A 22,550-nucleotide genomic window follows, 5' to 3' on the forward strand; every position below is an offset into this window, starting at 1 on the left:
TGCGGGAGGCGGGGGCCTCCCGAGGGGATGGAACAGCGCGACACGGGGGGCGGTGCCTCCCGGGGGGAGGACCGGTGCGGGAGGCGGGGGCCTCCCGGGGGGAGGGGCGGTGTCAGGCGAACACGTCGAATTACTGGGGACCTTGGGGGGTTCTGTGCAGCGGGGGGATCTAGTCAACCCTTTTCCGTCGGCACGCGGGCGGCTGGCGAACGAGACCATCAGCCGGCCCGCGATCGACTGGGAACAGCGCTACCGCCGTACCGTGATCATCAGCGATACGGTGGCCACCGCCGTCGTGGTGGCGTCGATCGGCAATTTCTTCGGGGCCCGGGACGCGGCCAACTGGCACGAGAAATGGGTGATCCTCGCCTTCGGCACCGAACTCCTGGTGCTGGGAGCACTCGCGGTGAGCCGGTCGTGGGCTCCGGCCGTGCTCGGCCAGGGCGCCGAGGAATTCCGCCGACTCGGACGCTCGCTGTTCACGGCGGCCGTCGTACTGGCCCTCGGCGGAATCGCCCTGACCTCGCGCAACATCAAACTCTGGATCTTCGTCGCGATACCCGCGATCGCCATCGTCACCATGATCGCGCGCTACCTGCTGCGCCTCAGACTGCACAGACAGCGCAAGGAAGGACACTGCCTGCGACCGGTCCTGGCCGCCGGCAGCCCAGACACCGTGCGCGACCTGATCAGCCGCGCCCGCAAACTCCCGCACCTCGGCTGGCGGGTGGACGGGGTGTGCCTGACGGACGGCTTCGGGCCCGACGGTGACCACCTGGACGGAGTGCCCGTCGTCGGCAGGCTGGCGGACGTCGCCAACCACGTCCGGCGCGACGGTTACCGCGTCGTCGCGGTCACGCCTGACCCGCACTGGTCACCGGACCGCCTGCAGCGCCTGGCCTGGAACCTCGAAGGCAGCGACGCCGAGATGGTAGTGGCCCCCGTGCTGATGGAGGTGGCCGGCCCCCGGCTGCACGTCGACGCCGTGCTCGGGATCCCGCTGCTGCGGGTCAGCATGCCGGCCTTCACCGGAGGCCGCCGGGCGGTCAAAGGAGTCGTCGACCGGCTGGGCGCGGCCGTCCTGCTGATGGTGTTCGCGCCGCTCATGGTGCTCGCCGCCGTGCTCGTACTGCTCGACAGCCGCGGCGGGGTGGTCTACCGCCAGCGCAGAGTCGGCAAGGACGGCCAGGAGTTCACCATCTACAAGTTCCGCACCATGGTCGCCGACGCCGACCGGGCCCGTACCGCGCTGGTCCACCGCAACGAGGGCGCAGGCCTGCTGTTCAAGCTCCGCCGGGACCCCCGGGTGACCCGGGTGGGAGCGGTGCTGCGCCGGTACTCGATCGACGAACTGCCGCAGTTGTTCAACGTACTCACCGGATCGATGTCGCTCGTCGGTCCGCGGCCCCCGCTGCCGGAGGAGTCCGCCGCGTACGGCCCGGACATCCGGCGGCGGCTGCTGGTCAAACCCGGCCTCACCGGCCTGTGGCAGATCAGCGGGCGCAGCGACCTGCCGTGGGAGGAGGCGGTCCGCCTCGACCTGCGGTACGTGGAGGACTGGTCGCTCGCCCTGGACACGGTGATCTTGTGGAAGACGCTACGCGCGGTGCTCTACGGACACGGGGCGTACTGATGCGCGGGGGACCACGGCTCAGGAAGCCGTCAGGCGCACGGAACGCGGGCCGGGACGGCCTGCCTGGGGGGAGAAACGGATCATGAAGGTCAGCGTTTTCGGGCTCGGCTACGTGGGCTGCGTATCAGCCGCGTGCCTGGCCAGCATGGGGCACGAGGTCATCGGGGTGGACGTCAACCAGGTCAAGGTCGACCTGGTCAACGACGGCAAGGCCCCGGTGGTGGAGGAACGTATCGGCGAGCTCATCGCCGACGTCGTACGGACCGGCGCGCTGAGGGCGACGGACGACGTCCGTGAGGCGATCATGGGCAGCGAGATCTCGCTGGTCTGCGTGGGCACGCCCTCGGAGGCCAACGGCAGCCTGTGCACCACCTACCTGGAGCGGGTCACCGAGGAGATCGGCGCCGCGCTCGCCGAGCGGGGCGGACGGCACACCGTCGTGTTCCGCTCCACCATGCTCCCGGGCACCTGCCTCAACCTGCTCCTGCCGATCCTGGAGAAATACGTCGGCGGCACGGCCGGGGTGGACGTCGGGGTCGCGGTCAACCCGGAGTTCCTGCGCGAGGGCACCAGCGTCAAGGACTTCTTCGACCCGCCCAAGACCGTCATCGGCGAACTCGACCGGGCGAGCGGCGACGCGGTCCGGGCGCTGTACGACGGCCTGCCCGGCGAGGTGTTCCGGGTGCCGGTCCCGACCGCCGAGGCGATCAAGTACGCCGACAACGCCTTCCACGGTCTCAAGATCGGCTTCGCGAACGAACTGGGCGCCGTCTGCCAGGCGCTCGGGGTGGACTCGCACCAGGTGATCGACGTCTTCCTGGCCGACCGCAAGCTGAACATCAGCTCCGCCTATCTGCGGCCCGGCTTCGCCTTCGGCGGCTCCTGCCTGCCCAAGGACCTGCGCAGCCTGGTCCACGCGGCCCAGCGGGCCGATGTCTCGGTGCCCATCCTGTCCCACGTGCTGCCCTCCAACTCCGCCCATCTGCAACGCGCGGTGGAGATGGTCGAGCGCACCGGAAAACGCCGGGCCGGACTGTTCGGGCTGTCCTTCAAACCCGGCACCGACGACCTCCGCGAGAGCCCGCTCGTCGAACTGGCGGAACGTCTCTTCGGCAAGGGGTACGACCTGAAGATCTACGACGCCAACGTCAGCATGTCCCGGCTGCTCGGCGCGAACCGCGAGTACATCGAGAACCGGCTGCCGCACCTCGCGCACCTCCTCGCGGACTCCGTCGACGAAGTGCTCGACCACGCCGATGTGTGCCTGATCGGCACCAGGGATCCGGCCGTCCTGTCGGCACTGCCCCATGGCGAGGGCCCCGTGCTCATCGATCTCATCCACCTTCCCGACGCCGAGGCGCGCCGGACCGAACCGGGGTACATGGGCCTTGCCTGGTAACACATCGTCCGACGACACGACCGGCACCGACCGGCCAGGCCGGCGCGCGCTGATCCTCGTGGAGAACCTGTCGGTGCCCTTCGACCGGCGGGTCTGGCAGGAGTGCACGACGCTGCGCGACGCGGGCTGGGAGGTCCACGTCATCTGCCCACGGGGCAGCAGACGGGACACCGAGCCTGAGGTGGTGATCGACGGGGTACGCATCCACCGCTACCCGCTGCGCGCCGCCACCGGCGGACCGGCCGGCTATCTGCGGGAGTACGGAACGGCGCTCTGGCACACGCTGCGGCTGGCCCGCAAGGTCGGCCCGGTCGACGTCGTCCACGCCTGCAACCCGCCCGACCTGCTGTTCCTGCCCGCGCTGTGGATGAAGCGGCGCGGCGCACGGTTCGTCTTCGACCAGCACGACCTGGTGCCCGAGCTGTACCTCTCCCGGTTCGACCGCGGGAAGGACCTGCTCTACCGCGGCGTGTGCGCGCTGGAACGGATGACCTACCGGGCCGCGGACATCGTGCTCGCCACGAACGAGAGCTACCGGGACGTCGCGGTCAGCCGGGGCGGTCAGCGGCCGGAAGACGTCTTCGTGGTGCGCAGCGCACCGCAGACCGACCGGTTCCAGCCGGTACCGCCCGAGCCGGAACTCAAGCGCGGCAAGCCCCATCTGCTGTGCTACCTCGGCGTCATGGGCCCCCAGGACGGCGTCGACTACGCGCTGCGGGCCCTCGCGAAACTCCGCGACGACCTCGGCCGGACCGACTGGCACGCGGTGTTCGTCGGCTCCGGCGACGCCTTCGACGCCATGGTGGAGCTGTCGAAACAGCTCGGCCTCACCGAGCAGGTGCAGTTCACCGGGCGCATCCCGGACGCCGACCTGGTGCGCTGTCTGTCCACCGCGGACGTGTGCCTCTCACCCGACCCGCGCAATCCGCTCAACGACGTGTCGACCATGAACAAGGTCCTGGAGTACATGGCCATGGGCCGGCCGATCGTCTCGTTCGACCTCCGTGAGGCGCGCGTGTCCGCCGGTGACGCCGCCGTCTACGCGCCCGCCAACGACGAGGCCGAATTCGCGAAACTCGTCGCGCTGCTGCTGGACGACCCGGCGAAGCGCGCCGAGATGGGCAAGATCGGCCAGGAGCGCATCAGCGGACAGCTCTCCTGGCGGAACTCGCAAGCGGCACTGCTCGCCGCCTACACCGCTGCCTGCCGCGACCACACCCCGGTGTCGGCGGGCGGTCCCACCCGCACAGGGAGGAGGCCGCTCCGTTGAGCGACGACACGATACGCCTGGCCACGGTCGGGCGGATTCTCCGCCGGCGCCGGCGGCTTCTCGTCCTCCTCGTCCTGGCGGGCGCGCTCGTCGGCTACGGCACCTCCGTGCTGTTCCCGCCGAAGTACACGGCGTCGGCGGCGGTCCTGCTGCCCGGGCAGTGGGAGGAACGGGAACTGCTGACCCAGGCGGAGATCGCGACCAGCTCGGTCGTGATCGACCGCGTGGCCGCCTCGCTCCACTGGCCGGGCGTCAGCGGCAGCGACCTGCGGAAAGACGTGAGCGCCGCCGCCGCGAACGGGAACATCATCAGGATCTCGGGCACGGCCGGCACGCCGGAGCGCGCCCAGCGGCTCGCCGACCGGTCGGCCCAGCAGTTCGTCGCCTTCGCCGCGCGCGTCGCGGGCGACAGCACCGACTCCGACGCGGCCACGGGTCCCCAGGCACTGCGCGAGCAGGTCGAGGAGACCAACCGCCGGATCACCGAGCTGTCCAAGGCCGCCGATCCGGGCCAGACCGTGGAGAGCGTGCAGGCCCGCACCGCGCTCGCGAACCTGCGCACAGCGCTGGAAGAGGCCATGCAGAAACTGGACGACGCCGACCCGGCGACCAACAAGGCCGGCATGGTGGTCATGGGACCGGCGGCCCGGCCGACCGGCGAGGCACCGCCGACCCGGGTGCAACTCGTCGGCGGCGGGGCGCTGCTGGCGTTCCTGATCACCGTCGTCGCCCATCTCGCTGCCGCCCGGATGAACCGCAGGCTGCGCACCGAACCCGAGATCGCCGCGGCACTCGGCTCGACGCTCCTCGGCACCGTCGACGTACCCGAGGAACGGCCCGCGCACGGCAGGCGGGCCACCGGCCGGCCGGCCAGGATCCGCCGGCTGCTCGGCACCGACACCCGGTGGGACGTCCCGGACCCGCAGAGCTACGGCGACGAGGCCGGCCGGCGCATCCGCTACCGGCGGGTCTGCGTACGCCTGCGCAACCAACTGCCCGCCCCCCGGCGGCTGCTCGTCGTCGTCCCGGACGGCGACGCGACCGCCCGCCGGGCCGCCGACCAGCTCGTCGCCGAGGCCAAGGGCGATCCGCTGCTGCGGGTGGTGGACGTCGCGGTGGCCCGGCCGCTGGTCCCCGACCGCGACAAGGAGTCCGGCGTCCTCGTCGTGCTCAGCGCGGGCAGCTGGACCGCCGGAGAGCTCGCCGCCGTCGCCGAGGCCTGCGCGGACGCCCGGCACGAGATCGTCGGCATCGTCGTCGCCGGTACGTCCCTGGCCCGCTCCAAGGGGTCCGCCGACCGGCCCGCGGACAGCACCCCGCTGGCGTTCGCGGTTCCCGGCAACACGACGGGAGGTCCGGCATGACGACGAGTACGACAGGGCAGTCGCCGGCCGCCACTCCGCTGCTCGACCTGCACGCGCTGGTCGTGGCGGTGCGCAGGCGCCGCCGCCTCTGGGGCTCCGTGGCACTGCTGGGCCTGCTGCTCGGCGCGGCCGTCGCCGTCCTGCTGCCGCCGGCGCCGAGCGCGACGGCCAAGGTGCTCGTCGTGCACCAGGACGACCAGCCGAACGACACCGGAACGCTGATCCGTACCGACGTCGCCCTGCTGGGCACCACCCGGATCGCGGGCAAGGCCCTGCAGGCCCTCAAGTCCTCGGAGCAACCCGAGGACTTCATGCGGGACTACCGGGGGACCGGCCTGACCAACAACCTGCTCCAGATCGATGTGACCGGCAAGAGCGACGCGGAGGCGGTGGCCCGCGCCAAGGCACTCGCCGAAGCCTTCGTCGCGGACCATGTACGCAGGATGCGGGAAGCCGCGCAGGCCGAGGCCAAGGCCCTGCTCGACCAGCGTGACCGGATGCGCGACGAGCTCACCGAGGTCAACAACGCGATCGGCGACCGTTCGCCGGAGAGCGACCCACAGGCGTCGGCGAGCCTTGAGTCCCTCTTCTCCCGCCGGGCCCTGCTCAACTCACGGATCGCCGACTTCGACCAGCGCGCCGCGGACGCGCGCACCGGCACACCCAAGGTCATCGCCGGCACCCAGATCGTGGACGCCCCCCGGGCGGTCGAGCAGTCCCTGCCCCGATCGATCGCCACCAGCGCCGTGATCGGGCTCGTCCTCGGGCTCGTCCTCGGCCTGGGGATCGCCGCCGTCGGCACGGTGGTGGCGGACCGCCCCGTACTCCGCAAGGAGATCGCCGGGAACCTGGGCGCCTCGGTCATCGCGGAACTGCGCCCCGTACCCCGCTGGTCGCCCGGCCTGTGGCGGCCCCGGCGCACCCGGGCCGCCCGCGAACGGCTCACCGCGACCCTGGCCCGCGCCGTACGCGGCTCCGCGGAACCCGTCTCACTGCTGGAACTGGGCTGTGCGCGCAGCACCGGCGTGATCGCCCTCGACGTCGCCGGAGCACTGGCGACGGAGGGACCGGTCGTCGTCATCGACGGACTGCCGGGACGGGAACTCGCCAACAGCCGCCAGGAGCCCGGCGGCCCGACCGTGGTCAGGGGCGAGGACGCCGCGGCCGTGCCGAAACAGGCACGCACGCTGGGCGTCGGCTCGGTCGCGCCCGGCACGGCGTGGACCGATCTGCAGTACCTCGGCGGCCAGACCGTGCTCGTCGTGCGGGCCGGACACGGCAGCGCCGCCTGGCTGCACACCGTGGCACGGCAGCTCGCGGACCAGCGCATCCCGGTGATCGGCGTGGTGCTCATCGACCCCGATCCGCGCGACCGTACCGACGGCACGCTGTGGGACGGGCTGCAGACCGCGCTGCGCGGCGCCCACGAGCGGCCGGCCCGCCGGCACGGGACCGGCCAGCCGCGCACCGAACGGCCCTCCATGACGGCCGCCCGCGTCCCGTACAGCGACCAGGAGGCCAGGTAACACATGTGTGGCATCGCAGGCACGTACCGATGGCCCGACGGAAAGGCCGTGACCGACCGGCTCACCGACGTCCTCGCCCACCGGGGCCCGGACGGGGCGGGCCGCTACGGCCACACCGTCGGTGACGTCGAAGTACAGCTCGGACACCGCCGGCTGGCCATCATCGACCTGTCCGAGACCGGCGCCCAGCCGATGGTCCGTGACGGCCTCTCCCTCACGTACAACGGCGAGCTGTACAACGCGCCCCAGCTGCGCACCGAGTTGGAGTCCGCCGGGGTGCGCTTCCGCGGCACCTCCGACACCGAGGTGCTCCTCGAGGCCTGGCGGCGCTGGGGCACCGACTGCCTGCCCCGGCTGCGCGGCATGTTCGCGTTCGCCGTCTTCGACGAACGGACCGGGGAACTGGTGCTCGCCCGCGACCAGCTCGGCATCAAGCCGCTGTTCCTGCTCAGGCGCGGCAAGGGCCTGATGTTCGCCTCCGAACTCAAGGCGCTCGCCGCCGTGACCGGCGGATCACTGGAGGTGGACCACGCGGCGCTGGTGGCCTCGCTCCTCTACTACTGGGTGCCGGACTCGCGCTGCGCGTTCAGCGAGGCGGAGAAACTGCCGCCGGGGAGCTGGCTGCGCTGCCGGCCCGACGGCCGGATCGAACGCGGCGCCTACTGGAACCTCAAGGACGTCGCCTCGGAGGGCCGGGAGCGGGCCCGCAGCGGTGAACTGCCGGACCTGGCCGCCGTCGTCGAGGAGTCGACCCGGCAGCACCTGCTCTCCGACGTCCCCGTGGCGACCTTCCTCTCCGGCGGTCTCGACTCCAGCTATCTGACCGCACTCGCGGCCCGCGACCGGCCCGGCATCTCCGCGTACACGATCGGATTCCGCGCCGAGGACGCCAAGTTCGAGGCGATGCCGGACGACCTGCGCTACGCCCGGCAGGTGGCGGAGCAGTTCGGCGTCGACCTGCACGAGATCGAGATCGCCCCGGACGTGCTCGACCTGCTGCCGCGGATGACGCACCACCTGGACGAGCCGATCGGCGACCCCGCCGCGATCAACACCTTCCTGATCTGCTCGGCCGCCCGGGAGGCCGGGGTCAAGGTGATGCTCTCGGGCATGGGCGCGGACGAACTCTTCGCCGGCTACCGCAAACACCTCGCCAACGTGCTCGCGCTGCGCTACCAGCGCGTCCCGCGGCCCCTGCGGCGCGGCCTGTCGGCGACGGTGGACCGCCTGCCGGTCGCCACCTCGCGTCGCGGCTACCGGTCCGTGCGCTTCGCGAAGCGGTTCCTCTCCTTCGCCGACCTGCCGGAGGAGACCGCGTTCCGGCGCAGCTACACCATGTACGACCAGGAAGAACTGCTCGCCCTGGTCAATCCGGACCTGGCCGGGACGGTCGACGACGTGCTGACCGAGCACGCGGACGTCTACGAGGACAACGACCTCGACGACTTCGTCAACCGCATGTGCCTGACCGACGCCCGGATGTTCCTGCCGGGCCTGAACCTCGCCTACACCGACCGCTCCAGCATGGCCGCCTCCACCGAGGTGCGGGTGCCGTACGTCGACGTCGAGGTGGTCAGGGCGGCGTTCGCGGTCCCCGGCGACCGCAAGATCGTCGGACGGCAGGGCAAGGCCGTCCTCAAGGAGGCGGCCACCTCGATCCTGCCCCGGGAGATCGTCTACCGGCCCAAGGGCCTGTTCAGCGCCCCGCTGCGGGCCTGGATGAGCCGGGACCTGGCACCGCTGGTGCGCGAGGTGGTGAACGACGGCGTACTCGTCGAGTCCGGGATCCTGCGCCGCGACGCGCTGGCCCGCATGGTCGCCGAGGACGCCGCGGGACAGCGGGACTTCTCCAAGCACCTGTGGCACGTGCTGACCCTGGAGTACTGGTACCGCGACGCCACCTCCGGGTCCGGCAGGAGCCAGGCGGCATGACCGGCCACCGCACCACGGCATGACCGCACCACGGCACGACGGCATGACCGCACCACGGCACGACGGCATGACCGCACCAAGGCACGACGGCTTGACGGCGTAGAGATCTAGAGGAGCTCGGGTGAAACAGGTTGTGCAGAACTACAAGAGCGGCGAACTGGCGCTGCTCGACGTGCCCGTGCCGGGCTGCAAGCCCGGCGGGGTGCTGGTCCGCAGCGCCTTCTCGCTGATCTCCACCGGCACCGAGCTCATGAAGGTGTCCGAGGCCGGTATGTCGATGGTGGGCAAGGCCCGCTCCCGGCCGGACCAGGTGGCCAAGGTCATGCAGAGCGTGGCCACCAACGGGGTGCCCGCCACCTACCGCAAGGTGATGGGCAAGCTCGACTCGTACACCCCGCTCGGCTACTCGCTGTGCGGGGTCGTCGAGCAGGTCGGCCCCGGCATCGACGACGTGAAGGTCGGCGACCTCGTGGCCTGCGCCGGCAACGAGCACGCGCTGCACGCCGAGCTGAACTGGGTGCCGAAGAACCTCTACACCCCGGTACCGGACGGCCTCGCGCCACGGCACGCGGCCTTCGGCACCGTCGGGTCGATCGCGATGCAGGGCGTCCGGCAGGGCGAGCCGCAGCTCGGCGAGGTGGCGCTGGTCATCGGCCTCGGCCTGATCGGGCAGCTGGTGGCCCAGCTCCTCACCGCCTCGGGCGTCCGCGTCGTCGGGGCCGACCCCGACCCGGCGCGCTGCGAACTCGCCGAACGCCTGGGCGCCGCGGCCTGCGGCGATCCCGCGTCCGCCGCCGTGGAGGCGGCCGTCGCCGAACTCACCGACGGCCACGGCGTGGACCAGGTGTACCTGGCCGCGGGCGGCGGCAGCAACCAGCCCGTCGAACTGGCCGCCCGGCTCTGCCGGGACCGCGGCCGGGTCGTCGACATCGGCAAGTGCCGCCTCGACCTGCCCTGGAACGCGTACTACGAGAAGGAGCTCGACGTCCGCTTCTCCCGCAGCTACGGCCCCGGGCGCTACGACCCGGCGTACGAGCTGGAGGGACGCGACTACCCGATCGGCTATGTGCGCTGGACCGAGCGCCGCAACCTGGCGTGCTTCCTCGACCTCCTCGCCCGTGACCGCGTCGACGTGGAGCCCCTGATCTCGCACCTCGCCGACTTCGACGACGCCGTCGAGACGTACCAGCGCCTCAAGGACGGCGAGTTGAAGGCCGTCGCCGTGCTCTTCCGCTACCCCGGCCCCGCCGAGGGACCGGCCGAAGCCGCCGCGCAGGCCCCGGCGCCCTCGGTGACCGTGCCCGAGGTGCGACGAGGCGCGAAACCGTCCGCGCCGCCCCGGCCGGCCGACGCGCCCGTGCGGGTCGCGTTCGCCGGCGCCGGGAACTACGCGACGTCGATGCTGCTGCCGCACCTGGCCGGGCGCGACGGCGTCGAGCTGTCCACGGTGGTCACCACGACGGCCCTGTCCGCCGCCAACGCGAAGCGGAAGTTCGGCTTCAAGGAGGCGAGCACCGACCTCGACGCCGTGCTCGACGACAAGTCCGTCGACGCTGTGTTCGTCGTCACCCGGCACAGCTCGCACGCCGAACTGACCCGCCGGGCGCTGCTCGCGGGCAAGGCGGTGTTCGTGGAGAAGCCCCTCGCCCTCACCGAGGACGAGCTGGCCGACGTGCTCGCGGCGGTCGAGGAGTCCGGCAACGACCGGCTTCAGGTGGGCTTCAACCGCCGCTTCGCCCCGCTGCTCCAGGAGGCCAAGCAGCGGTTCGGTGCCCGCACCGGCCCGGCGAGCCTGCGCTACCTGGTCAACGCGGGCCGCCTGCAGCACGGCAGCTGGTACCTCCAACAGGGCAGCGAGGGCTCCAGGTTCGCCGGTGAGGGCGGCCACTTCATCGACACGGCGAGCTGGCTCCTCGACGCGGACCCGGTCTCGGTGTACGCCACCGCCGCGCCCGGCAACGAGGACCTGAACGTGGTGCTGCGCTACCCCGACGGGTCCACCGCCACCATCAGTTACGTCACCACGGGCGCGGCCGGTTTCCCCAAGGAGACCCTGGACCTCGTCGCGGACGGCAAGGTGCTGCGGCTCGACGACTTCGTCCGCGCCTCCGTGTACGGCCGTAAGCGCTGGGTCAGTTCGCGGCTGCCCAAGGCCCGGGACAAGGGCCAGAACGCCGAACTGGCCGCGTTCATCAGGGCCGTGCGGACCGGCGGGCCCATGCCCGTGCCGCTGGAGTCGCTCGTCGCCACCACGGCGGCCACCCTCGCCGTGCGGACCGGCCTGGCAGGCGGCGCCCCCGTGACGTTGGCGGGGGCACGATGACCGTGAGCACCACCGCGGGCTGGTACCTGCGGCGACTGTCCCGGATGGGACCGCTGGAGGTGGCGGGCCGGGCGGGCGACACGCTACGCAGACGGCGGTGGCGGGCGGAGCCGCCCGCCGCGCCGAGCGTGACCGGCGCCCGGTTCACCGCGGCACTGCCCGCCGGGACCGTCGCCGCGATCCCGCCGGATGCCGCCAAACGCCTCGTCGCGGAGGCGGACCGGCTGATGGACGGCCACGCCGAGTTCTTCGGGGTGGCCCGCGACGACCTGGCCGACCCGGACTGGTGGTACGACCCGAAGACCGGGCGCCGCGCCCCGGGGGGCTACGCCTTCGACGTGCCGTACCGCAGCGAGGACACGGCCGGGGACATCAAGCAGATCTGGGAGCCGTCCCGGCACCAGTACCTCACCGTGCTCGCCGCCGCCTACGCGATCACCGGGAACGAGCGGTACGCCGAGCGCGTGGCCGGGCACCTGCGGTCGTGGTGGGCGGCCAACCCGCCACTGCACGGCGTGCACTGGATCAGCGGGATCGAGCTGGGGATCAGGCTGCTGTCCTGGGTGTGGATCCGCCGGCTCCTCGACGGCTGGCCGGGCGCGGCCCCTCTCTTCGAGGACAACCCGGTGGCGCGGAACCAGATCTGGCACCACCAGCGCTGGCTGGCCGCCTTCCCCAGCCGGGGCTCGTCGGCGAACAACCACATCGTCGCTGAGGCCGCCGGACAGTTCGCCGCGGCCTGCGCGTTCGGCTGGTTCCCCTCCTCCGCCCGGTGGCGGACCGACGCGCTGCGGTCCCTCGACCGGCACCTGCGCGCCAACACCTTCCTCTCCGGCCTCAACCGCGAACTGGCCAGCGAGTACCACGGACTCGTCCTGGAACTCGGTCTGGCCGCGCTGGCCGAGGCGGACGCCGCCGACGTGCCCGTCCCCGCGACGGTCCGCCTGGTGCTGCTGCGGATGACCGACGCGCTGGCCGCCGTCGTGGACGACCGGCTGCGGCCACCGCGCCAGGGGGACGCGGACGACGGACACGGTCTGGTCGTGGACGGCGCGGGCACCGACCGCTGGGCCTCGCTGCTGGCCACCGGGGACGCCGTGTTCGGCCGGCTCGACTGGTGGCCGACGGTGACCGGCACCGACGTACGCACCCCGCTGCTGGCCGCGCTCATCCGCCCGTACGCCAAGGCGCGGCCGAACCATGAGGACGAGCCGTCCACGCACAACGGGACCGCACCGGCCGTGGCCCGCCCGGCCGCCCGCCCGGCCCACTTCGCCGACGCCGGGCTCACCGTCCTGCGCGGCCCAGCCAAGATCTGGGCCCGGTGCGACGGCGGTCCGCACGGCTTCCTGTCCATCGCCGCACACGCCCACGCGGACGCGCTGTCCGTGGAGGTCCGGCACGACGGGGTGGACGTCCTCGCCGACCCGGGGACGTACTGCTACCACGGGCAGCCCGAGTGGCGGCAGTACTTCCGCTCCACCCTCGGCCACAACACCCTGGAGCTGGACGGCGCCGACCAGTCCGTCTCCGGCGGTCCGTTCCTGTGGACCCGGCACGCCCGCACCCGCGTCCTCGACCCGGACACCTCCGGCGCGCGGACCTCGGACGGAGGCGTGTCCCACTGGTGCGCCGAACATGACGGCTACCAGGGCTCGGTGCACCGCCGCCGGGTCGAACTCGTCGCCGACACCACGGAGTTGCGCGTGGTCGACGAGGTGCGCGGCCCGCGAAGGGCCGCACGGCTGGCCTTCCACCTCGGGCCGGCGATCACCGCGGACCTGACCGGAGACCGGGCCGTACTCACCTGGACGTGCGACGGCGAGAACCGCACCGCCGTCCTCGATCTGCCCGGCGAGCTGAACTGGCGGGCGCACCGCGGCGAGAGCGACCCGCCGCTCGGCTGGTACTCCGCGGGCTTCGGGCGCAAGGAGCCCGCCACCACGCTCGTTGGCACCGGCTTCACCGACAGCGCGGGGCGGTTCACGACCGTACTCGCGTTCCGCGACTAGGGAGGGGAGGAAGCGTGCGATTCAAGTGGCGCAGGCGGGCGTTGCCGGCGGTGGCGCTGGCCCTCCTGGCGACCGGCTGCGCGAGCACGCCGGACCCCCCGCCGGAGCCGACCGCCGCGCCCTCCACGTCCGGCGCCCGGCCCGTGGCCGGGGTGTGCGCCAAACCCGCGCCCGGACCGGCGAAGGCACCCGCGGGCGCGGTGACGGTCGACCCCGCGAAGGGCGGTGACCTGGCCGCCAAGACCAGGAGCAGCCCGCCGGGGACCACGTTCTGGCTCAAGCCGGGCACGCACAGGCTCGAAGCGAACCGCTACGCCCAGGTCATCCCCAAGAAGGGCGACCGCTACCTCGGCGCGCCGGGCGCGGTCCTCGACGGCCGCAAGACCAACCAGTACGCGTTCGGCGGCACCGCCCGTGACGTCACCGTCAGCCATCTGACCGTGCAGAACTTCGTCGCGCCGCACGACGAGGGCGTGGTCAACCACGACTCGGCCGACGGCTGGGTGATCGAGCACGCCACGATCCAGCGCAACTCCGGCGCCGGACTGATGGCCGGAGCCCGTCAGCAGGTGCGCGCCAGCTGTCTGCGCGCCAACGGCCAGTACGGCATGAACGCGTACAAGGCGGGCGCCCCCCTCAAGGACCTGGTCATCGAGGGCAACGAGATCACCGGCAACAACACCGGGGACTGGGAGCGGCGGCGGGAGGGCTGCGGCTGCACCGGAGGCGTCAAGTTCTGGGCCGTCGACGGCGCCGACATCCGCGGCAACTGGGTGCACGACAACCGTGGTGCCGGGCTGTGGGCGGACACCAACAACAACGACTTCCGGATCGAGAACAACGTCCTGGAGGACAACGACGGCGCCGCGCTGATGTACGAGACCAGCTACAACGCGGTCATCCGCAAGAACACCGTCCGGCGCAACAACTGGGTCGAGGGCCGCCGGTATGCCGAGGGCGGCGACAGCTTCCCCTTCGCGACCGTCTATCTGTCCGAGTCCGGCGGCGAGCCGCGGGTCCACGCCCGCACGGACAAGATCGAGATCTACGGGAACGTGCTGGAGGACAACTGGTCCGGCATCACCCTGTGGGAGAACGCCGACCGGTTCTGCAACAGCCCCGCCAACACCTCCTCCGGCGACTGCACCCTGCTGACGCGGGACACCGACAGCTGTGTGCGGCCGGCGATCGCCAAGGCCCCGCTCTACAGCGACTGCCGGTGGAAGACGCAGCGCGTGGACATCCACGACAACCGCTTCACGCTGGACAAGTCCGTCGTCAAGTGCACGGCCAAGTGCGACCGCATGGCGGTGCTGTCCAACTACGGCACCTACCCCAAGTGGTCGCCGTACAAGGGCGAGAAGGTGGCCGAGGCGATCACCCGCAGTCAGCACAACCGCTGGCACGACAACGTGTACGTCGGACCGTGGCAGTTCGTCGTCCACGACCCCAGCCGGGTGCTCGACTTCGGCCAGTGGCAGGACACGCCCTACCGGCAGGACACCGGCAGCACCCTCGACCCGCAGGCCGGTGGCTGAGATGACCGAGGACCCGCAAAGCGGCACACCGAAGCTCGTCGGCGCCGTCTGGGGACTGCTGATCCTGAACACGCTCGGCTCCGCCGGGGCGAAGACCATCGTCCCGCTGCCGCGCTCGCTCATCCAACTGGTCACCATGGGCGCGCTGGTCGCCGCGTTCACGCTGGCGCTCGCGCTCAACCTCCGGCTGCGCATCCGGGCCAGCGCCTTCCTGCTCCTGCTCTCCCTGCTGCTGGTGCCGAGCCTGATCTCCAGCCTGCAACTGGAGTCCGGGCTCGGCGCGTTGTTCCGCTGCGCCCGGCTGGCACTCTTCGTCGGCACGCTGTGGCTCCTCAGCCGCTGGTGGGACGGCGACCTGACCTTCGTACGGCACCACATCCGGATGTACTTCGCGGTGCTCGCGTCGGTCGCCGCCGGACTGCTCGTCTCACCCGGCGCGGCCATGCCCGAGCTGTACGGCGGACGGCTGGTCGGCGCCCTGTGGCCGCTCACCCCGCCGCAGATCGGCCAGTACGCCGCGGTGATCATCGGACTCACCGTGCTGCTCGTCCTGGGCCGCCGGGCCGACCGGACCAGCGCGACGTTCGTCATCGTGCCCTCGCTGGTCCTGCTCGCCCTGACCCACACCCGCACGGCCACCATCGGCATGCTCATCGGCCTTGTGCTGGCGATCGGCTCGCTCGTACTGACCAGCGCCGCCGCCCGCCGCTTCTTCACCTGGGCCGTGATCATCACCGTGGTGGCCGCCGTGGGATTCGCCTCCGCGCTGCGGACCTGGTTCCTGCGCGGCCAGAGCCAGGAGAACCTCACCAGCCTCACCGGCCGGGCCAAGGTCTGGGACGCTCTGCTGGACGCGCCCCGCACCACCGGGGAGAAGCTGTTCGGGATGGGCCTGGGCGACAAGTCGTTCGGCGGACTGCCGATCGACAACAGCTGGCTGGCCGTCTACCACGAGCAGGGCTGGATCGGCGTCACCCTCGTCGCGGCGGTCTTCGCCGTGCTGGGCGGGGTCGCGCTGCTGCGACCGCCCTCGCTGCCGAGGGCCTGCGCGATCTTCCTGATCAGCTACTGCGCGATCGCGTCGTACACCGAGGCGGGACTCGGCGACGCCTCGCCGTATCTGCTCCATCTGACGCTGGCCGCCTCGCTGCTGGTGGTACCCGTACCGCCCGCGCCGCCGTCGCAGCCCGTGATTCCCAGACGGCATGTCCCGCGCTGGGCCAAGGAGGGGAGGTGACCTCGACCATGCGCGTCCTCGTGGTGCACAACCGCTACAAGTCGGCACAGCCGAGCGGGGAGAACAACGTCGTGGACCAGGAGGCGGAGCTGCTGCGCGCGGCCGGTCACCGGGTCGACCTGTTCGAGCGGCGCAGCGACGACATCGCCGGCCGGTCCCTGCTGGGCAAGGCCGCGCTGCCGCTCCTGGTGCCGTGGAACCCGGCGGTCCGCAAGGAGCTGGCCGGCCGGCTCCGTACCGAGCGGCCGGACGTGGTGCACATCCACAACGTCTTCCCGCTCCTGTCGCCCGCCGTACTCGCCGCCTGCGCCGACGCGGGCGTGCCCGCCGTGGCCACACTGCACAACTACACGCAGGTCTGTCCGCCCGGCACCCTCCAGCGGGACGGCCGACCGTGCACCGAGTGCGTCGGCTCCTCGCCGCTGCCCGCCGTCCGGCACGGCTGCTACCGCGGCTCCCGGCTGGCGACGGTGCCGCTCGCGGTCAGCCTGTCGGTCAACCGGCGGCGGTGGTGGTCCGGGGTGGAGCGGTTCTTCTGCATCTCCGCCGCGCAGCGGGACGTCCTGGTGCGGTCCGGGATGCCCGCCGAACGCCTCGCGGTGAAGCACAACTTCGTCCCCGAACCGGACGCCCGCCGCACGGGTCCCGGCGAGCACCTGCTCTATCTCGGCCGCCTCGCCGAGGCCAAGGGCGTACGGCTGCTGATGGCCGCGTGGGACGAGATCGCCGCGAGCGGCGGGGTCGGCGTACCGCTCATGATCGCCGGCACGGGGCCGCTGGAGGCCGAGGTGAGGGCCTGGGCGGCGGACCGGGACGACGTGCGTTACGTCGGCCTGTACGACCCCGCGCAGTGCCGGCAGGCCATCGCGCGCTCGGTGGCCGTGGTGGCCCCCTCGACCTGGCTGGAGGCGTTCGGCCTGGTCGTCGTGGAGGCCATGGCGGCCGGGGTCCCGACCGTGGCCGCAGGTCACGGCGCCTTCGTCGAACTCGTCGAGGACGGGGTGAGCGGGCTGCTGCACCGGCCCGGCGACTCCGCCTCGCTCGCCGCCTGCCTGCGCCGCATCACGGCCGGGCGGGAGCGCAACCAGGAGATGGGCCGGGCGGCCCGGCGCCGGTACGAGCAGGGCTTCAGCCCGGCCGTCGGCCTCGAACGCCTGGTGGAGGGGTACCGCACCGCGATCGCGGGGCGGTCCGGCGGCGGGGACGACCCGCCGCCGGTACATGAGGAAAACACTGGCTCGCGCCGGGGGGACCAGCGCGAGCGGGATGGGGGCAGTAGATGACACGATGCCGACTCTGCGGCTCGGCGGCGCTCGAAAGCGTCGTCGACCTGGGAGCGACCCCGCCGTGCGAGAGCTTCCTCGCCGCGGGACAACTGGACGAACCGGAGCCCGCGTACCCGCTGCACCTGCGGGTCTGCACCGACTGCTGGCTCGCGCAGATCCCTCCGCTGATCACCCCGGAGGACACGTTCAAGGAGTACGCGTACTTCTCCTCCTTCTCGACCTCCTGGGTGGAGCATGCGCGGACGTTCGTCGACGACGCCGTGGAGCGGGTGGGGCTCGGCCCCGACGCCTTCGTGGTCGAGGTCGCGAGCAACGACGGCTATCTGCTGAAGCACGTGGTGGACCGGGGGATCCGCTGCCTGGGCATCGAACCGTCGGTGAACGTCGGCGCCGCCGCCCGGGACGCGGGCGTGCCCACGCTCACCGAGTTCCTGTCCCCGGAGACGGGCGCCGCCGTCCGGGCCGAGCACGGCCCGGCGGACCTGGTCGTCGCCAACAACGTGTACGCGCACATCCCCGACGTGGTCGGCTTCACCCAGGGCCTGCGCGCCCTGGTCGCCGACGACGGTCATGTCTCCATCGAGGTGCAGCACCTGCTGACCCTCATCGAGGACAACCAGTACGACACGATCTACCACGAGCACTTCCAGTACTACACGGTCGCGTCCGCGATCCGGGCCCTGGCCAGTGGCGGACTCGCCCTCGTGGACGTCGAGCTGCTGCCCACGCACGGCGGCTCCATCCGGCTCCTGGCCCGGCCGGCCGAGGTGGCGGGCGAGCCGTCGCAGCGGGTTGCCGACGTACTGGCCAGGGAGAAGGCCGCCGGGCTCCAGGAGCTGTCCGGCTACACCGAGTTCTCCGCCCGGGTCGCCAAGGTGCGCCGGGACCTCCTCAGGTTCCTCATCGGGGCGGCCGAGCGCGGCGAGACGGTCGTCGGCTACGGCGCCCCCGGCAAGGGCAACACCCTGCTCAACCACTGCGGCATCCGGCCCGACCTGCTCGCCTACACGGTCGACCGCAACCCGTACAAGCACGGCAGGTTCACCCCGGGCACCCGCATCCCGATCCTGGCGCCCGAGCGGATCGCCGCCGACAAGCCGGACTACGTGCTCGTCCTGCCGTGGAACCTGCGCACCGAGCTGGTCGAGCAGCTGTCCTTCGTGCACGAGTGGGGCGGCCGGCTGGTCTTCCCCATCCCGGAACTCAGCATCGTCGAGGACGCGTCGTGAAGGAGATTGCAGCATGAAGGTCGTTCTTTTCTGCGGCGGTTACGGGCTGCGCATGCGCGACGGAGCCTCCGACGACACGCCCAAGCCGATGGCGATGGTCGGCCCCCGGCCGCTGATCTGGCACGTCATGCGCTACTACGCGTACTTCGGGCACACGGAGTTCATCCTGTGCCTCGGCTACGGCGCGCACCACATCAAGAACTTCTTCCTCAACTACGAGGAGACGACGTCCAACGACTTCATCCTGCGCCAGGGACAGACCGAGCTGCTGTCCACCGACATAGCCGACTGGACGATCACGTTCGCGCAGACCGGCATCGAGTCACCCATCGGGGAGCGGCTGCGCCGGGTACGGCACCACCTCGGCGGCGACGAGATGTTCCTCGCCAACTACGCCGACGTGCTCACCGACGCCCCACTGCCCCGGATGATCGACCAGTTCGCCCGCCGCGACGCCGGCGCGTCGATGATGGTGGTCCCGCCGCAGTCCTCGTTCCACTGCGTCGACCTCGGCGAGGACGGTCTGGTGGGAGGCATCACCGCGGTCAGTGACATGCCGCTGTGGGAGAACGGCGGCTACTTCGTGCTCCGCCAGGAGATCTTCGACCACATCCCGGAGGGCGGCGACCTCGTCGCCGACGGCTGCGCCCAACTGGCCAAGCAGGGACGGCTGGTGGCGCACCAGCACCGCGGCTTCTGGAAGCCGACCGACACCGTGAAGGAGAAGGCCGCACTCGACGAGGCCTACGCCCGGGGCGACCGCCCGTGGGCCGTCTGGGAACGCGACGGCGCACGGGTGGGCACCACAGTGGGCAGCACGTGATCGGGCTCGGGGCCGGACGCCTCGACCGGATCGTCGCGGTGGGCGCGCACTGCGACGACATCGCCCTCGGCGCGGGCGGCACCCTCCTGACGATGTGCCTCGCCCGGCCGGGCCTGCGCGTCGACGCCCTGGTGCTCACCGGCGGCGGCAGCGAGCGCGAGCAGGAGGAGCAGGCCGCGCTCGCCGCCTTCTGCCCGGGCGCCGACCTGCGGCTGACCGTGCTCAAACTGACCGACGGCCGGCTGCCCGCGCAGTGGGAGGAGGCCAAGGCCGCCGTCGAGGAACTGCGGGCGCGCACCGACCCTGACCTGGTCCTCGCCCCGCGCACCGACGACGCCCACCAGGACCACCGGGGCCTCGCGCAACTGCTGCCCACCGCGTTCCGCGACCACCTCGTACTCGGCTACGAGATCGTCAAATGGGACGGCGACCTCGGCCGGATGGCGGCGTACCAGCCGCTGACGCCCGACACCGCCGAACAGAAGGTGCGGCTGCTGCAGGAGCACTACCCCTCGCAGCGGCACCGGCCCTGGTACGACCGGGAGGCCTTCCTCGGCCTCGCACGCATCCGCGGCATCGAATGCCACGCCCGCTACGCCGAGGCGTTCGCCGTCCACAAACTCACGCTCGACCTGGGCCCTCGTGACCCGGGCACTTCACCACTGGGGGAATGAACCTTGCGCGTACTGCTGACCGGACACCAGGGCTACTTGGGCACCGTGATGGCTCCGGTCCTCAGCTCCGCCGGGCACGAGGTCGTCGGCCTCGACGCCGGCCTGTTCGCCGACTGCGTCCTCGGCCCGCAGCCCGACGACCCGCGGGGGCACCGGGTGGACCTGCGCGACGTCACCGCCGAGCACGTCGCCGGGGTGGACGCGGTGATCCACCTGGCCGCGCTCTCCAACGACCCGCTGGGAGCGCTGGCGCCCGACCTCACCTACGACATCAACCACCACGCCTCCGTACGACTGGCCCGGCTGGCCCGCGAAGCGGGGGTGCGGCGCTTCCTGTACGCGTCCACCTGCTCGGTCTACGGCGCGGCCGGCGGCGGTGAACTCGTGGCCGAGGACGCCCCGTTGCGCCCCGTGACGCCGTACGCGGAGTCCAAGGTGCGGGTCGAGGACGACCTGCACGCGCTCGCCGACGACGACTTCAGCCCCGTGTTCATGCGCAACGCGACCGCCTTCGGCTACTCGCCCCGGCTGCGCGCCGACATCGTGCTGAACAACCTGGTGGGCCACGCCCTGCTGTCCGGCGAGGTGCTGGTCCTCTCCGACGGCACGCCCTGGCGCCCGCTGGTGCACGCCGCCGACATCGCCCGCGCCTTCACGGCCGCGCTGACCGCACCCCGGGAGGCCGTGCACGACCGCGCGTTCAACATCGGCAGCGAGGTCAACAACGTCACCGTCGCCGAGATCGCCGAACAGGTCGCCGAGGCGGTCGCCGGCTCGAAGGTGCGGATCACCGGCGAGAACGGTGCCGACCCGCGCTCGTACCGGGTGGACTTCGCCCGCTTCCGTACCGCGATCCCCGGCTTCGACTGCGAGTGGACGGTACGGCAGGGCGCGCACGAACTCGCCGACGCCTACCGCAAACACGGGCTGACCAAGGAGGACTTCGAGCGCCGCTTCACCCGTCTCGCCGTGCTGCGCGCGGCCTCCGAGGCCGGTTCCGTCGACGACACCCTGCGGTGGCGCCGATGAGCACGCCGGGCGAGGAGATGCACGCGCTGGTGGAGCGGCTGTACCCGCTCTGCCGGAGCATCACGGGGGACGGGGTGCGCGCCACCCTGGAGATCGTCGACGAGTACGTGCCGCTGCGGGTGCACGAGGTGCCGACCGGGACGCAGGTGCTCGACTGGACGGTCCCGCAGGAGTGGAACATCCGGGACGCCTACATAGCCGACGGCGCGGGCAACCGCGTCGTGGACTTCGCCGCGTCCAGCCTGCACGTACTCGGCTACAGCGTGCCGGTGGAGCGGACCATGCCGCTGTCCGAGCTGCGCGAGCACCTGTACACCCTGCCGGACCAGCCGACCCTGGTCCCGTACCGCACGAGTTACTACGAACCGAAGTGGGGCTTCTGCCTGTCCCAGGAGACCCTGGACGGGCTGCCGGACGGCGACTACGAGGTCCGTATCGACTCGACCCTCGCCGACGGACACCTCACCTACGCCGAGCACGTCGTCCCCGGGCAGGTCCCCGACGAGGTGATCGTCTCCTGCCACGTCTGCCACCCGTCGCTGGCCAACGACAACCTGGCCGGCGTCGCGGTGGCGGTCCACCTGGCCCGGGCGCTGGCGGAGACGACGCCGTACTACACCTACCGGTTCATCTTCGCGCCCGGCACCGTCGGGGCGATCACCTGGCTGGCCCGCAACGCCGAGCGGATCGAGCAGGTCAAGCACGGCCTCGTGCTGGCCTGCGCGGGCGACTCGGGCCAGTTGAACTACAAGCGGAGCAGGCAGGGCGACGCCGAGATCGACCGTGTGCTCCAACACGTACTGACCACCTCCGAACGTCCGCACCGGATCAACGAGTTCAGCCCGTACGGCTACGACGAGCGGCAGTACTGCTCACCCGGGTTCAACCTCGGCGTGGGCTCGCTCAGCCGGACCCCGTACGCGGGCTACCCCGAGTACCACACCTCGGGGGACAACCCGGACTTCGTCACCCCGGCGGCGATGGAGGACACCCTCGCCGTCTGCCGCGAGGCGCTCGCCGTGCTCGACCGCAACCGCAGCTACGTCAACCTCAGCCCCTACGGCGAACCACAACTGGGCAGGCGAGGGCTGTACGACTCGCTCGGTGGCCGCAGCGACGCCAAACAGGCGCAGATGGCCATGCTCTGGGTGCTCAGCCTCTCCGACGGCGACCACAGTCTGCTGGACGTCGCCGAACGGGCCGCTCTGCCCTTCGACACCGTCGCCGCCGCGGCCGACGCCCTGCACGGCGCCGGGCTGATCAAGGCATGACGCC

At 71.9% G+C, this 22,550-nt stretch carries 16 protein-coding genes; all 16 read left to right on the plus strand.

The window, feature by feature from the left end; all coding sequences use genetic code 11:
* Window positions 1–154 precede the first annotated feature (154 nt).
* The 16 genes from K3769_RS35075 (at window position 155) to K3769_RS35150 (ending at window position 22,546) form a co-directional block, all read left to right on the plus strand.
* Complete coding sequence (locus K3769_RS35075) at window positions 155–1,633, plus strand: sugar transferase (protein WP_267031676.1); 1,479 nt, start codon at window positions 155–157, stop codon at window positions 1,631–1,633.
* 82 nt (window positions 1,634–1,715) lie between these two features.
* Complete coding sequence (locus K3769_RS35080) at window positions 1,716–3,032, plus strand: nucleotide sugar dehydrogenase (protein WP_267030250.1); 1,317 nt, start codon at window positions 1,716–1,718, stop codon at window positions 3,030–3,032.
* The gene (locus K3769_RS35085) at window positions 3,022–4,302 is read left to right on the plus strand and encodes a glycosyltransferase family 4 protein (protein WP_267030251.1); all 1,281 of its coding nucleotides are present in this window, start codon (window positions 3,022–3,024) and stop codon (window positions 4,300–4,302) included. The genes K3769_RS35080 and K3769_RS35085 overlap by 11 nt, the downstream gene beginning before the upstream one ends.
* Window positions 4,299–5,666, plus strand: a complete 1,368-nt coding sequence (locus K3769_RS35090; protein ID WP_267030252.1) for a Wzz/FepE/Etk N-terminal domain-containing protein — start codon at window positions 4,299–4,301, stop codon at window positions 5,664–5,666. Before K3769_RS35085 ends, K3769_RS35090 begins: the two co-directional genes overlap by 4 nt.
* Entirely contained in the window at window positions 5,663–7,192 is a 1,530-nt protein-coding gene (locus tag K3769_RS35095; RefSeq protein ID WP_267030253.1) for a Wzz/FepE/Etk N-terminal domain-containing protein, read from the plus strand. Before K3769_RS35090 ends, K3769_RS35095 begins: the two co-directional genes overlap by 4 nt.
* 3 nt (window positions 7,193–7,195) lie before the next feature.
* Entirely contained in the window at window positions 7,196–9,124 is a 1,929-nt protein-coding gene (gene asnB / locus K3769_RS35100) for an asparagine synthase (glutamine-hydrolyzing) (protein WP_267030254.1), read from the plus strand.
* A gap of 121 nt (window positions 9,125–9,245) precedes the next feature.
* Window positions 9,246–11,447, plus strand: a complete 2,202-nt coding sequence (locus K3769_RS35105; protein ID WP_267030255.1) for a bi-domain-containing oxidoreductase — start codon at window positions 9,246–9,248, stop codon at window positions 11,445–11,447.
* A complete protein-coding gene (locus K3769_RS35110; protein ID WP_267030256.1) occupies window positions 11,444–13,459 on the plus strand; it encodes an alginate lyase family protein in 2,016 nt (671 codons plus the stop codon). Before K3769_RS35105 ends, K3769_RS35110 begins: the two co-directional genes overlap by 4 nt.
* A gap of 14 nt (window positions 13,460–13,473) precedes the next feature.
* The gene (locus K3769_RS35115; protein ID WP_267030257.1) at window positions 13,474–14,997 is read left to right on the plus strand and encodes a right-handed parallel beta-helix repeat-containing protein; all 1,524 of its coding nucleotides are present in this window, start codon (window positions 13,474–13,476) and stop codon (window positions 14,995–14,997) included.
* Window position 14,998: 1 nt separating this feature from the next.
* A complete protein-coding gene (locus K3769_RS35120) occupies window positions 14,999–16,234 on the plus strand; it encodes an O-antigen ligase family protein (protein WP_267031677.1) in 1,236 nt (411 codons plus the stop codon).
* A gap of 8 nt (window positions 16,235–16,242) precedes the next feature.
* Window positions 16,243–17,517, plus strand: a complete 1,275-nt coding sequence (locus K3769_RS35125; protein WP_267031678.1) for a glycosyltransferase — start codon at window positions 16,243–16,245, stop codon at window positions 17,515–17,517.
* Window positions 17,514–18,749 (plus strand): class I SAM-dependent methyltransferase, encoded by a 1,236-nt coding sequence (locus K3769_RS35130; RefSeq protein WP_267030258.1) that lies wholly within the window; start codon window positions 17,514–17,516, stop codon window positions 18,747–18,749. The genes K3769_RS35125 and K3769_RS35130 overlap by 4 nt, the downstream gene beginning before the upstream one ends.
* A gap of 13 nt (window positions 18,750–18,762) precedes the next feature.
* The gene (locus K3769_RS35135) at window positions 18,763–19,572 is read left to right on the plus strand and encodes a glycosyltransferase family protein (RefSeq protein WP_267030259.1); all 810 of its coding nucleotides are present in this window, start codon (window positions 18,763–18,765) and stop codon (window positions 19,570–19,572) included.
* Window positions 19,569–20,246, plus strand: coding sequence for a PIG-L deacetylase family protein (locus K3769_RS35140; RefSeq protein ID WP_267030260.1), 678 nt, complete (start codon window positions 19,569–19,571; stop codon window positions 20,244–20,246). The genes K3769_RS35135 and K3769_RS35140 overlap by 4 nt, the downstream gene beginning before the upstream one ends.
* 3 nt (window positions 20,247–20,249) lie before the next feature.
* On the plus strand, window positions 20,250–21,275 hold the full coding sequence (locus K3769_RS35145; protein WP_267030261.1) for an NAD-dependent epimerase/dehydratase family protein: 1,026 nt from the start codon (window positions 20,250–20,252) through the stop codon (window positions 21,273–21,275).
* A complete protein-coding gene (locus tag K3769_RS35150; protein WP_282566309.1) occupies window positions 21,272–22,546 on the plus strand; it encodes a DUF4910 domain-containing protein in 1,275 nt (424 codons plus the stop codon). Before K3769_RS35145 ends, K3769_RS35150 begins: the two co-directional genes overlap by 4 nt.
* Window positions 22,547–22,550: the final 4 nt, after the last annotated feature.

This window comes from Streptomyces ortus (assembly GCF_026341275.1).
GTDB classification, from domain to species: Bacteria; Actinomycetota; Actinomycetes; order Streptomycetales; family Streptomycetaceae; genus Streptomyces; species Streptomyces ortus.